The organism is Streptomyces achromogenes subsp. achromogenes (genome assembly GCF_000720835.1).
GTDB lineage: Bacteria > Actinomycetota > Actinomycetes > Streptomycetales > Streptomycetaceae > Streptomyces > Streptomyces achromogenes.
Window position 1 is genome coordinate 1 of the sequence record NZ_JODT01000002.1, and the last position, 12,183, is coordinate 12,183.

At 71.1% G+C, this 12,183-nt stretch carries 15 protein-coding genes; 4 read left to right on the top strand and 11 right to left on the bottom strand.

Annotation, left to right across the window (positions count from 1 at the left end; all coding sequences use genetic code 11):
- Positions 1–346: 346 nt before the first annotated feature.
- From IH25_RS0101920 to IH25_RS0101935, 4 genes are all read right to left on the bottom strand, one after another.
- Positions 347–1,264 carry a TIGR03564 family F420-dependent LLM class oxidoreductase gene (locus tag IH25_RS0101920; protein WP_030601739.1) on the bottom strand — a complete coding sequence of 306 codons (918 nt, stop codon included), beginning with the start codon at positions 1,262–1,264 and terminating at the stop codon, positions 347–349.
- Positions 1,265–1,448: 184 nt separating this feature from the next.
- Positions 1,449–1,745, bottom strand: coding sequence for a non-oxidative hydroxyarylic acid decarboxylases subunit D (locus IH25_RS0101925; protein WP_051753621.1), 297 nt, complete (start codon positions 1,743–1,745; stop codon positions 1,449–1,451).
- Between the two features lie 69 nt (positions 1,746–1,814).
- Positions 1,815–3,245 (bottom strand): non-oxidative hydroxyarylic acid decarboxylases subunit C, encoded by a 1,431-nt coding sequence (locus tag IH25_RS0101930; protein ID WP_030601745.1) that lies wholly within the window; start codon positions 3,243–3,245, stop codon positions 1,815–1,817.
- Between the two features lie 48 nt (positions 3,246–3,293).
- Positions 3,294–3,884: a non-oxidative hydroxyarylic acid decarboxylases subunit B gene (locus IH25_RS0101935; protein ID WP_030601748.1), complete on the bottom strand. Its 591-nt coding sequence runs from the start codon at positions 3,882–3,884 to the stop codon at positions 3,294–3,296.
- 97 nt (positions 3,885–3,981) lie between these two features.
- Here IH25_RS0101935 and IH25_RS0101940 point away from each other — a divergent pair, with 97 nt between their 5' ends.
- Both IH25_RS0101940 and IH25_RS0101945 read left to right on the top strand, forming a co-directional pair.
- Positions 3,982–4,890, top strand: a complete 909-nt coding sequence (locus IH25_RS0101940) for a helix-turn-helix domain-containing protein (RefSeq protein ID WP_030601753.1) — start codon at positions 3,982–3,984, stop codon at positions 4,888–4,890.
- 344 nt (positions 4,891–5,234) lie between these two features.
- Positions 5,235–5,975, top strand: a complete 741-nt coding sequence (locus IH25_RS0101945; protein WP_030601756.1) for an SDR family oxidoreductase — start codon at positions 5,235–5,237, stop codon at positions 5,973–5,975.
- A 265-nt stretch (positions 5,976–6,240) separates the two neighbouring features.
- Here IH25_RS0101945 and IH25_RS0101950 read toward each other — a convergent pair whose 3' ends face one another.
- Positions 6,241–7,389, bottom strand: a complete 1,149-nt coding sequence (locus IH25_RS0101950) for an SGNH/GDSL hydrolase family protein (protein WP_030601759.1) — start codon at positions 7,387–7,389, stop codon at positions 6,241–6,243.
- Positions 7,390–7,610: 221 nt separating this feature from the next.
- On the opposite strand from IH25_RS0101950, the gene IH25_RS0101955 reads away from it, so the two are divergent.
- Both IH25_RS0101955 and IH25_RS0101960 read left to right on the top strand, forming a co-directional pair.
- Complete coding sequence (locus IH25_RS0101955; protein ID WP_030601763.1) at positions 7,611–8,249, top strand: helix-turn-helix transcriptional regulator; 639 nt, start codon at positions 7,611–7,613, stop codon at positions 8,247–8,249.
- A gap of 32 nt (positions 8,250–8,281) precedes the next feature.
- Positions 8,282–8,752, top strand: a complete 471-nt coding sequence (locus IH25_RS0101960; protein ID WP_030601767.1) for a DUF3291 domain-containing protein — start codon at positions 8,282–8,284, stop codon at positions 8,750–8,752.
- Here IH25_RS0101960 and IH25_RS0101965 read toward each other — a convergent pair.
- The 6 genes from IH25_RS0101965 to IH25_RS0101990 all read right to left on the bottom strand — a co-directional run bounded on the left by IH25_RS0101965 (position 8,749) and on the right by IH25_RS0101990 (position 12,156).
- On the bottom strand, positions 8,749–9,249 hold the full coding sequence (locus IH25_RS0101965; RefSeq protein ID WP_051753624.1) for a S26 family signal peptidase: 501 nt from the start codon (positions 9,247–9,249) through the stop codon (positions 8,749–8,751). The two genes, IH25_RS0101960 and IH25_RS0101965, sit on opposite strands and share 4 nt — an antisense overlap.
- Entirely contained in the window at positions 9,246–9,548 is a 303-nt protein-coding gene (locus IH25_RS0101970) for a hypothetical protein (protein ID WP_030601771.1), read from the bottom strand. Before IH25_RS0101970 ends, IH25_RS0101965 begins: the two co-directional genes overlap by 4 nt.
- 540 nt (positions 9,549–10,088) lie before the next feature.
- The gene (locus tag IH25_RS0101975) at positions 10,089–10,415 is read right to left on the bottom strand and encodes a DUF1048 domain-containing protein (RefSeq protein ID WP_030601772.1); all 327 of its coding nucleotides are present in this window, start codon (positions 10,413–10,415) and stop codon (positions 10,089–10,091) included.
- Between the two features lies 1 nt (position 10,416).
- Positions 10,417–10,773 carry a DUF1048 domain-containing protein gene (locus IH25_RS0101980; protein WP_030601773.1) on the bottom strand — a complete coding sequence of 119 codons (357 nt, stop codon included), beginning with the start codon at positions 10,771–10,773 and terminating at the stop codon, positions 10,417–10,419.
- Complete coding sequence (locus IH25_RS0101985; protein ID WP_030601775.1) at positions 10,770–11,096, bottom strand: PadR family transcriptional regulator; 327 nt, start codon at positions 11,094–11,096, stop codon at positions 10,770–10,772. Before IH25_RS0101985 ends, IH25_RS0101980 begins: the two co-directional genes overlap by 4 nt.
- 172 nt (positions 11,097–11,268) lie before the next feature.
- Positions 11,269–12,156, bottom strand: coding sequence for a peptidoglycan-binding protein (locus tag IH25_RS0101990; protein ID WP_030601776.1), 888 nt, complete (start codon positions 12,154–12,156; stop codon positions 11,269–11,271).
- Positions 12,157–12,183: the final 27 nt, after the last annotated feature.

Below are 12,183 nucleotides of genomic sequence, written 5' to 3' on the forward strand. Positions count from 1 at the left end.
GGCCACGTGGTGGTGGCCGGCATGCGTCGGCGCCGCGGCCCGCTGCGGGGCTCGTGGCGCCTGGCGACGTCATCCAGATAAGCAGCCCCGGAAGGTGCCCGCAATGACCCCCTTTACTAGTGGTGGCCGGATCCGAGAGGAATGCCGGGTGTGTGGCGTGGGTCTCAATCCGCAGGTCAGGCGGGGTGCGGGAAGGGGTGAATCGGGCAAAAGGGGCTACGGTGTCCGGTCGTAGGTGACGTGCGTCATGTGGGGTCCTTCACCGCCCCGCACACACCCCGCACCCGGACCCACACGCCAGGTCACCGTCCGGGACCGCCAAATGTGACCCAGTACGCCCCGTGGCTCAGCCGCCGGCCAGTTCGCCCAGCAGCGCGAACGTCCGGCGCTGGTCGGCCTCCCCGCCCAGTTCGGTCGCCGTGAACACCACCTCCGTCGCTCCGGCCTCGCGGTAACGGCGTACCTCGGCGGCGACGGTCTCCTCGTCGCCGATGGCGGCGATATCGGCGGCCCGGGTGCCGCCGGACAGTTCGATGACCCGCTGGTAGGACGGGAACCTCTCGTAGAAGGAGAGTGTCTCGGTCGCCGTCTCCTGGACCTTTTCGACGTCGGAGGTGACCACGCCGGGCACGAAGGCCACGATCCGAGGCGCCGGCCGGCCCGCCGCCTCGGCCGCCGCGGTGACGGCGGGGACGATGTGGTCGGCCAGCGCGCGCGGCCCGGCCAGCAGCGGGAGGATGCCGTCCGCGAGGGCGCCGGACACCCGCAGGGCCTGCGGTCCCATGGCGGCGACCAGGACGGGTACCGGCGGTTCGGCGCCCGGCACGCCGGCCGGCAGCGGGGTGGTGGCGGTCAGCAGTTCGCCGTGGAAGTCCGCGCTGCCCGTCTCCAGCAGGGGGCGCAGAGCGGTCAGGAACTCACGGAGCCGGGCGATGGGACGCTCGTACGGGATGCCGAAGCCGGTCTCGGTGAGGTGCTTGGTGCCCAGCGCGAGCCCCAGGTGGTAGCGGCCCCCGGTGGCGGCCTGGGCGGTCTGCGCCTGACTGGCGACGATCAGCGGATGGCGGCCGAAGACCGGTATCGCCGACGTACCGACCTTAAGGCCGGGCACCTCTCGGCCGACGACCGCGGCCAGCGTCGGGGAGTCGTAGGAAAAGGTCTGCCCGAACCAGGCGGACGTCACCCCGGCTTCATGGGCCTCCCGGGCGAGCCGCACGGTGGTGTCGATCGAGTTCAGATGGGAGAGCGCTACTCCGATGGTCATGTAGGGGCAACCGGCCTACGCGTGACCGTCATTCCGACCGTATGTGACAAGTTCGTGAAGCCGAGTCAGGCGGCGGGCACGGCGCTCGACGCGTGGTGTTCCGTTCCGGCGGCTCGGCGCTGTCGGAACGGAACACCGGGTCGCGGGCAGCGGACGGACCCGGTGGCTGCTGCCCGCGTACGGTCTACTGCGGCCCGGCCGCCTCGGTCGGCGCCAGGCCAGGAGCCTGTCCGCTCTGCGGGCGGGGGGCGTCGGGGCGCAGGGGCGGGACGGCCGGCACCTCGGCGGCGTTCGCCAGGTCCTCCGCGGTCAGCCGGAACGCCTGCGGGTAAGCCGCGCGCCGTATACGGCGGTCCGGCTCACTGGTCCGCCATGTGTAGAGGCAGCGCCCGCACTGCACGACGTCCCAGACCCCGGGGACGGGCGAGGAGTACAGGGTCCCGACGCTTTCGTGGGCGCAGCGGGGGCAGCAGTCGGTCATGGGGATGCCTTCCTTGGTGCAAGCCTTGGTACAGGCCGGATGGGTGCCGTTGGGTGCCTCGGACGGGTGTCAGCCGCGGGCTTCGGACAGCAGGCGCTGGAGCTTCGCCGCCCAGTCCTTGGCCTCGGGGAGGTCCTTGGTGGGCGTGGAGAAGTTGCCGCGCGTGTCGGGGTGCACGGGCGTGGTGGCGTCGATGATCATCTTGCTGGTCAGGCCGGCCGGCTGGGCGGCGGGTGCCAGTTCCACCACCGAGAGGTTGGGCAGGACCACGACGTCGTCGGCCGGGTTGACCTTCGACGACATCGCCCACATGACCTGCGGCAGGTCGAAGGGGTCCACGTCCTCGTCGACGACGATGACCGTGGTGATGTAGCCGAGGCCGTGCGGGGTCGTCATGGCGCGCATGGCCACGGCCTTGGCGAAGCCGCCGTACCGCTTCCTGGTGGAGATCACGGCCAGCAGCCCGTGCGTGTACATGGCGTTGACGGCCTGGACCTCGGGGAACTCCGCGCGCAGCTGCTTCAGCAGCGGGACACAGGTGTTGGGGCCCACGAGGTAGTCGCACTCGGTCCAGGGCATGCCCAGGTAGAGGGACTCGAAGACCGGGTTCGTGCGGTAGGACACGCGGTCGATGCGGACGACGGGCATGCGGCGGCCGCCGGAGTAGTGCCCGGTGAACTCGCCGAAGGGGCCCTCGATCTGCCGCTTGCGGCTCTCGATGACGCCTTCGATGACGACCTCGGAGCCCCAGGGGACGTCGAAGCCGGTGAGGGGGGCGGTGGCGATCGGGGCGGGCGCGCCGCGCAGGGCGCCGGCCATCTCGTACTCGCTCTGGTCGTATCCCATGGGCATTCCGGCCACGATCGCCATCACCGGGTCGTTGCCGAGGGTGATGGCGATGGCGAGGTCCTCGCCCCTCTCCTCCGCCGTGCGCAGGTGCAGCGCGATGTCGTGCACGGGCACGGGCTGTATCGCGAGCCGGTTCCTGCCGATGACCTGGAGGCGGTAGGTCCCGACGTTCTGCTTGCCGAAGTGCTCCGGGTCGTCGGGGTCGCGGGAGACGACGGCCGCCTTGTCGAGGTAGAAGCCGCCGTCACCGTCGTTCAGGCGGAACAAGGGAAGTACCGAGAACAGGTCGACGTCGTCGCCTTCCTGGGTGTTCTCCCGCCACGGGGCGTCCTCGCGCCGCTCGGGAGCGACGGGGAAGGCGTCCCAGCGCCGGGCGAACTCCTCCACCTGCTCCTTGACCGGGGTGTGCTTGGGCAGGCCGAGGGCGAGGGCGTGGTTGGCCCAGGAGCCGTGGACGTTCAGGGCGATACGGGCGTCGGTGAAGCCCTTGACGTTGTCGAACCACAGGGCGGGTGCGCCTTCGCCGATGCGGCCGGCGGCGTTGGCCGCCGCGGCCAGGTCGGGTTCGGGAAGGACTTCCTCGGTGATGCGCAGCAGCTGGCCTTCCTTCTCCAGCGTGCTGAGGAAACCGCGCAGGTCGTCATAAGCCATGGGTACTCCGTGGGAACCGAAAGGGAGGGTGGGTGGGGCGGGTCGGCGTCAGGAGGCCGGCCGCAGCCGGCGGGCGGCGCGCATGCCCTCCCACCTCTTGGCGGCGGGGGCGGGCAGGTCGAACTGGTCGAGGATCCGGGTCACGACGTGGTCGACGATGTCGTCCACCGACCGCGGATGGTTGTAGAAGGCGGGCATGGGTGGCACGAGCTGCGCCCCCATCCGGCAGAGCGCGAGCATGTTCTCCAGATGGATCTCGCTCAGCGGTGTCTCGCGCGGGACGAGGACGAGCTTGCGGCGTTCCTTGAGGATCACGTCGGCGGCGCGGGCGACCAGGGTGTCGGCGTATCCGGCGCGGAGGGCGGCCAGGGTCTTCATCGAGCACGGCACGATCACCATGCCGTCGGTACGGAACGACCCGGAGGAGATGGCGGCACCCTGGTCCTGCGGCTGGTGTACGACGTCGGCCAGGTCACCGACCTCGTTCGCGGACAGGCCCGTCTCCAGCTCGATCGTCGTACGCGCCCACCGGCTGAGGACCAGATGGCTCTCCACGTCCGGCAGCTGGGCCAGCACCTGGAGGAAACGGACACCGAACACCGCTCCGGTGGCCCCGGTCATCCCCACGACCAGTCTCATACCGGCCTTCCTTCCCGCATACACCGCGCTGAGCTGCCCTTACGCCTTCACGCTAGGAGCCGTGTGGCGGGGTGCGGCGGTACACTCGGGACTCGCCATGGGGAAAAACGGACAGGTTGCGCGACGGTCGGTCATCCGGGAGCTCGCCCTGCGGCGCACGGCGGGTTCCCCGCCGGGGCTGGAGCTGGTCGAGCTCGCGGGACTGGCCGAGCGCGCCCGCCGGCACGGCAACGATCCGTACGCGTCGCTGCGCCCGGCCTTCCACCAGATCGTCACCGTGCTGCCGGGCAGCCGTCTGACGGTCTCGGTGGACTTCACCCGCTACGAGCTGTCCGGCGGCGCCTGGCTGTGGATCCGCCCCGGGCAGGTACAGCGCTGGGGCACGGATCTCACCCGGGCCCAAGGCTTGGTGATCGCCTTTCCCCCGGGTTTCCCGGACACCGAGACGGCCGCCGCCTCGGTCGCCGGCCTGGCGTCGGCCCAAGCGCCCCTCCAGCCGGACACCCCCCACGCGGAAGGCCTGCGCCGGGCACTGGAGCACCTGCGTTACGAGTACCGGGCCATGGCCGAGCTGCCCCTGGAAGCCCATGTGCAGGTTTTGCGGCATCTGCTGGCGGTCCTGCTGGTGCGCCTGGCCAGGGCGTACGGCTCCGAGACCGGCGGACCGGCCGCGAACGAGACGTTCCGCCGTTTCCACGCGGCCGTGGAACGCGACTTCACGGTCACCCGCCGGGTGGAGGACTACGCGGCGGCCCTGGGCTACAGCCGCCGCACCCTCACCCGGGCCACGCAGACCGCCACCGGTCTGCCGGCCAAACGCTACATCGACGAACGCGTGGTACTGGAAGCCAAACGGGAACTCGCCCACGGCCGGCTGACCATCACCGCACTCGCCACACGCCTCGGGTTCACCGACGCCAGCGACTTCACCGCGTTCTTCCGGCAGCGCACGGGCACCACACCGACGGCCTTCCGCGCGACGGCCCGCGGCACCCCGGGCCACTGACGACTCGGCGCGGGGCGGGCGTCCAGGCCGGCCGGCGCACTCCCTGGATGGCGCACCCTCTGAACGTCGAGGAGCAGCAAGGCGCCGCCCAGCACCACCCGCGTCAGCGGTTCCTCCCAGCCGGAGTCCGGTGTAGCAGGGGACGGCGAGGTGGCGCAGGATAGGACTCGCTGAACCGGAGGTCCGCACCGCGACCGACCGGTCCGTCCGACTCCGGGGCGCCGGCCTCGGCTGTCACAGAACCGGCCGCTGCCTTGTCTTGTTGACGTGCGCGTTGCCGCACCGGGCCCGGCGAGGTGTCGCCGGTGTCCGTCGGGAAACCGGATCAACGAACGGAGACAGTGATGAAGATCGTGGTCGTCGGCGGTACGGGGCTCATCGGTTCGCAGGTGGTCGCGCTGCTGCGCGACCGTGGTCACGAGGCCGTGGCGGCCGCTCCCTCCACGGGTGTCGACACCCTCACCGGTGAGGGTCTGGCACAGGCTCTCACGGGCGCGGACGTGGTCGTGGACGTGCCGAACTCCCCCTCCTTCGATCCGGAGCCGGCGCTGGACTTCTTCACCCGCTCGGAGCGGAATCTGACCCGGGCCGAACAGGAGGCGGGCGTCCGCCACCACATCGTACTCTCCATCGTCGGCGTCGACCAGGTGCCCGACTACGGCTACTACCGGGCCAAGGTCGCCCAGGAGGAAGCCGTGCGGAACAGCGGCGTTCCCTACAGCGTCGTGCGCGCCACCCAGTTCTTCGAGTTCATCGCCCCGGTGATGGACATGACCACCGAAGGCACGGAGGTGCACCTGCCCTCCGTACGGCTGCGCCCGATGGCCTCCGCCGATGTCGCCGCCGCCGTGGCCGACGCGGCGCTGGGCGAGCCGTCGTACGGCATCCGCGACATCGCGGGTCCCGAGGTCGAGCGGCTCGACCGGCTCGGCGACATCACCCTGGCGGCCAAGCCCGACGGCCGCTCCGTCGTCACCGACGAGACCGCGAGCCCGTTCGCGGGCATGCCCGACGGGGTGCTCATCGGCGACGACACGACCCACCTCGCGGCCACCCGCTACGAGGACTGGCTGAAGTCGAACTGACCGGTTCCCTTGTCCCGGAGCCGCTACCTCGCCCTGCCCGGACCGTCCTCGACGGCAGCCGTCGAGTGTGACATTCCGCCGCTGCCGCGCACCGGCATGGTGTGAGCCGGCCAGGCACCGTCCGGGCGGAGTGGCGCGCGTGGTGAGCGGGGCCGCACGGCAGAGGGGGGCCGCCGAGGCGCGGTGCCGCCCCGGCGGTGCTGTCCCGACGATTCGGGATCGGCCGACGCCCATCGGCCCGCTCCGGCCCGGACGGTCCTGGGGGTCACCAGTCCAGCGGCACGGTGGCGAGGTACTGGTCGAGCAGACCGGAGATGATCTCGTGGTCCCGGAGGGAGGGGTGCCAGTCGCAGCCGAGCCGGTCCAGGCGGGGGTCGTCGTAGTACCAGTAGCCCACCCGGTCGTCCCCCCGCGCGTTGCGGTCCTCGACGATGGCCCGGGCGGTGTCGGCGAAGGCGGTGCCGGCCACCGCGGTGGCGCTGACCACCAGGAACGTCCTGCTGCCGTAGCGGGCCCGCAACTTGTCCAGGAAGCCGTGGTAGGCGCGCGCGTAGGCGGCGGTCAGCTCGCTCTGCGTGGCCCACGGCTCGCCCGGGTGGAGCGGGGTCGAGAAGTCGTTGATGCCGAGGCCGATGACGACGAGCTGCGGACGCCAACCGCGCGGTGCGTGCCAGACGTCGCCGGCGACGTTCAGCAGGGCCCGGTCGTAGTAGGTGCGGTAATCGGTGCCGGGGTCGCCGCCGTTGTAGTTGCGGACCATGCCGCGGCCGGAGAACGCGTTCTGCTGGTAGTCGGCGTCGAGTTTCCGGGCGGTGAGGGCGCCGAAGGCCAGGCCGGCGTTGCTGTTCCGGTCGACTCCCCCGTTGGCCGAGCAGTCACGCGTGCCCGAGACGTTGCCGTACCCGGCGGTGTAGGAGTCGCCGATGAACTCGATCTGCCTCCTGCGCGCCGCGGGGGCGGCGAGGATCCTTCCTCCCCGGGCGGCGACGAACCCGCCGAAGCGGCCGACGGCCCACGGGCACTCCGTCCGCTTGACGAGCCGCACGGTGTGCTCGGTGTCGGCGAGGTCCGTGACCCAGGACGTGGTGCGCCCGGGAGTCACCAGTGTGCGCACGGTCGTTCCGTCGATCTGGACGTCGTAGTCGTTGGCGGAGTCGTCGAGCACGATCCCGACGCCCCTGCCGCGGAACCGGCCTTCGAAGACGATACCGGGCCAGGCGTACTGCACCCAGCCGTCGGCCGCCTCCTTGACCCGGCCCACCGTCCGGAACCCGGCGAAGGCGGGGGACGGCGGGGCCGGGTGGGCGACGGATGCCCGGGAGGGCGCGGCCGCCGCGGTGGTGAGGCCCGCGGTGACGCCCGCGGCGGCGGCCGTGAGCAGTGCCCGCCGGGACAGATGAGGAGCGGTACGCATGAGCGGTCCTTCCGGTGTCGGGAGACTTGCGCGTGCCAGGAGTACGGGAGCGCTCCCATGATGGCCGTGCCGGATGCGGCATGGGGAGGGGCCGGAGGCGACGGGTGCGGAAGACGCCGGTGTGGTGGCCGAGCCGACCCCCTCCGGCGGGGCGTACGAGGCCACTGTCACCAGCCCGCCGAGGCGTCGTCCAGCGGCATGGCGGGTCATAGAGTCGGCGTGTGACCGACGAAGACTCCACCTTCGACATGCTGGCCGTGCTGGGCGATCCCGTGCGCCGCCGCCTCTACCGCTACGTCGCCGCCTCCCCCGGGGAGGTGGGCCGCGACGCGGTCGCGGAAGCGGCCGGGATCTCCCGCTCGCTGGCCGCCTTCCACCTGGACAAGCTGGTCGAGGCCGGGCTGCTCACCGTCTCGTTCCGGCGGCTGTCCGGGCGCACCGGCCCCGGTGCGGGACGGCCGGCGAAGCTGTACCGGCGCGCCGAGGGGGAACATGCCGTCTCCCTACCGCCGCGGTCGTACGAAGCCGTCGGCCGGCTGCTCGCCGAGGTGCTGGAGAACGCCGGGCTGGACCGGGAGTTGCAGGCCGCGGCGAGGGCGACGGGCGCGGCACATCCGGACGCGTGCACCGACGACATGGAGGCGGTGCTGCGGGCCCGCGGCTACGAGCCCTACCGGGAGGGGGAGACGCTGCGGCTGCGCAACTGCCCCTTCCACGCGCTGGCTACGGAGTTCCCCGCCCTGATCTGCGGGATGAACCTGGCACTCATCGAGGGTCTGGCGCCTGAGGAGTGGTCACCGGCGATGGATCCGTGCTCCGGCGGCTGCTGCGTGATGCTTTCTAAAAAGAAATCTCATTGACTATAGAAGTCGGGCCGGGCCATGCTGTGCCCATGACTGACTCTCACCTGGCGCAGGTCAACATCGGCCGCATCATCGCCCCGCTGGACAGCCCCGAGTTGGCCGACTTCGTCGCCCTGCAGCCGGAGATCAACGCGCTTGCCGACCGGAGCCCCGGGTTCGTCTGGCGCATGGTGGACGACGACGGCATGGACGCGACCGGCGTCCGTCCCGACGGGAACGACGCGTTGCTGCTGTTCAACTGCTCGGTCTGGGAATCGGTCGAAGCCCTCCGGAACTTCACGTACAACGGCGATCACCTTCGTGCGCTGAGCCGCCGCCGGGAGTGGTTCCGCCGCATGACCGAGGCGCACCAGGCCATGTGGTGGATCCCGGCCGGCCACCGCCCCTCCGTCGCCGAGGCGATGGAGCGGGTCGCGATGCTGCGCGAGAACGGCCCCGGCCCGGAGGCGTTCACCTTCCGCGACCCGTACCCGGCGCCGAGCGGGATGGCGCGGCTCTAGGCAGCACCTCCCCGGCCCTCCCGGCCGGGAGCCCCGCCGGGCGGATTCAGGTCGTGCCGGATCTCCTCGGTGCGGCAGCACCCTCGGTGCGCGCCCTCGGGCCGGGGCAGGGACCGGGTCACCACCCCGAGTACGTCGTCCAGCGGGAAGAAGCCCAACTGGCGTGAGTCCACGCTGGCGGCGGTGTTGTCGCCGAGGAGCACCACGCGCCCCGGCGGCACCCGCTCCCCCGGCACCGCCGCGACCCTCTTCACGATCAGCGGACTGTGCCGGTCCTCCCGCCAGACCGCCGGTGACCGGGGCCGCAGCGCCACCACGACCTGCCCCCGGCGCACCGTGCGCGTACGGCGCACCAGCAACCGCTCCCCGTGGTGGTGCGTGGGCGTCATGCTCGTCCCGCGCACGGTGACGACGAGCAGCCGGCGCACGGCGGTCGCCCCGCAGGCCGCGAGCGCCAGCGTCATCACCGGTGCCCAGAGCTTGTGTCCGCCGGTCACGGTGTCACCTCCGTCAGCGCCGCTCTCTCGGACGGTCCCGCCGCGTCGGGCAGGTAGCCCGTGGCCTGGAGGGCGAAGAGCCTCGCGTACTCCCCGCCGACCGCCGGCAGCCGCCCGTGGGTGCCGCGTTCGACGATGCGCGTGCCGGAGAGGACGACGATGACGTCGGCGTTGCGCAGCGAGCCCATCCGGTGAGAGATCAGGACGCTGGTCCGGCCCCGGCGGTGCCGGGTGATCGAGGCGTGGATCTCGCTCTCGGCCTCGGCGTCCAGTCGAGCCGAGGGTTCGTCGAGGATCATCAGGTCCCGCGTGCCGCGCAGAAAGGCCCGCGCGAGGGCCAGACACCCCAGTTCCTACCGTTGTCGTCGCAGCACCAGTCCTGCCAGTAACTCCTCGAGTTGCAGCGCGTAATGCACCGGAGCGCGTCCGCGTCGGCGGAGGGGAGGAACCGTTCCAGCAGGGAAGTGCCGGGGTTTCCGAGCTTGTTGAGACGGGCGGGATGAACGGTGACGAGTCTGGAGGCGGGGTGAGTGCCGGTTCAACGCCAGGAGGGCGCTTCGAACCCGTTCCGAACGCGTTCCGAACGCCCGGGCCTGGTGGCAGGGGCCGTTCGAAACGTGTTCGCGGTGTTCGCACCGGGCTGTACGTACCGTCGTGGGGGGTGGCTCCCCCGCCCTGCGGCACGTGCGTGAGCCGCCTGCCCAGGCGGCCGAGCCGTTCGCGGCCGTGCAGCGCCGAGTGGCGCGTGATTCTCCGTCCGGTGGTCAACCGTCGCGACGGCGGCGGCAGACAGGACCGGTCGGGTACGCGGAGAACGCCGAAGTGGTGCGCGGCAGCGGTTACTTCTCGGCCGCGCCGGGTTCTCCGTGGAGGGATTGCTGGTAGAGGTCCGCGTAGGTGGGAGATTCCTTGACCAAGTCGTCACAGAACGCGGCGACATCGGTGCCGATGAGTTCCAGGACCCCCTTGCCCGCGGCGACGCCCTCCTCGAAGAAGGTGACGATCCCGGGGAGCAGGGGTCCATCAGGCAGGTCGACCGGCCCGACCTTCAACAGGTACTTCTGCATCTCCTTGTAGACGATCCGGTAATCCCGCGGGAGGGCCTCGACCCGGGCCACGTGCGCCCGCCACTGCTTCTTGCCCTCGATGATGTCCTGGATGCTCACGTCAGCCTCCCAGCCGGCTCAATTTCTTCGCGACGTTCCTGTTCAACTGCTCGCGCCACCGGTCGCGGTAGGTCCGGGCCCCTGCCCCGCCGGCCAACGCCGTGCAGAAGCCCCCGATGTCGTCACCGAGCACCTCGTGGACGCTCTGCCCGTCCGCCGCCGCTGCTTCGAGCAGCCCCAGGGCGGCGTCGAGGATCGGCAGCAGGTTGCGGCCGGTGAAGTCCCCGTAGGGGAAGAGGTGGGCGATGATCTGTCCCCACGCCGCCTGGTGGTCGTCGGGGAGGGCCTCGGCCCGGGCTTGGAACGCCTTCCATTCCCTGGTCAGATCGCTGCCTGTGGCCTTCTCCCAGAAGTTCATCTCCCGCCCTTCCTGAGCCTGTCGATGCGTGATGAGACGTACTGCCATTTCGCCCAGAATCTCGCGAGTTCTTCGCGTCCGGCGTCGTTGAGCGCGTAGAACTTGCGCGGCGGGCCCACCCCGGACGGCCGCTTGGTGACCTGGACGAGCCCGTTCCTCTCCAGTCGCAGCAGGATGGTGTACACCGTCCCTTCCACGACATCGGTGAAGCCGAGCTCGTTCAGCCGACGGGTGATGGCGTACCCGTAGGTTTCCTCGCTGCCGATGATTTCGAGCACGCACCCTTCGAGCGTGCCCTTCAGCATCTCCGTCAGGTCCTCCACCGCCGGTGCTCCTCAGCCTTGCCGGTACTTCGTGATACCGAGTACCGCTATACGGTATCACTGAGTAGTGGGGGCGGGAGGAACTCCCGTGACGCGCACGTCGATCACTTGAAACGGCCCGGACATGCGAGCGCGGACGCCGGATCCGCCAGCGTCCGCGCTCACCGGGCGGTCAGTCGTCCGACGGGACCTTCAGCCTGGCCCAGCTGCTCCGGCCCGGGACGCCGTCCGCGTCCTTGCCGCGGTAGCCGAGTTTGCGCTGCCAGGCCGCGTAGGACTCGCGGTCGGCCTCGGTCCACTCGGGGCCCGGGCCCTTCTCGTAGCGACCGCAGCCCTCGGCGACGAGGCGGCGGCCCATGGCGGTGATCAGGGGGGACTTCCGCCCCGTGTGGAAGAAGCCGGCGCCCGGGAAGGGCGCGTACTCGGGCTTGGGTCCGGGCTTGTGGTCGCCCGGCTCCTTGCCGCCCTTGCCCGCGAGCCGGTCGGCTATGCGCCGCCGCATGCCGTCCATGGTGAAGCCCCGCGGGTCCTGCTTGCCGGGCTGCCACTCCTTGTGGCCGATGACGGAGCGCTCCGACCACCCGTGGTACCGGCAGATCGCGGCGGACACCTTCTCGATGGCCTCCTTCTGCGCCTCGGGCCAAGGATCCTTGCCGTCGCCCAGGTTGACGCACTCGAAGCCGTAAAAGTGCCGGTTGCCGTCGGTGTCGGCCTGGTTGTCCTGCGGCAGTCCCGTCTCGTTCACCACCGCCCGCAGCACGTCGCCGTCACCGAGACCGGCGTGGTTGGCGCGGCCGTTGCCGACGAGGTGGACGTGCCCTTCCTTGTCGATGACCCCGTGGCAGAGCGGCCCGGGCAGTCCCGCGTAGCCGTCGTAGCAGATGTTCACGGAGTTCTCGGTGCCCGAGGTGACGGTGTGGTGGATCATCACGCCGTTCACCGGGCCCCAGGGACCCTTGGTGTTGCGGTTGTGGCGGCGCCAGTCGCGCACCTCGTGCACCGTCAGGCCCTCGGCGCGCAGGACCTCCAGCAACTTCGCCGCGCTCATCGGCTGTGCCATGACTCGTCTCCTTCCGCGGCGGCCCCC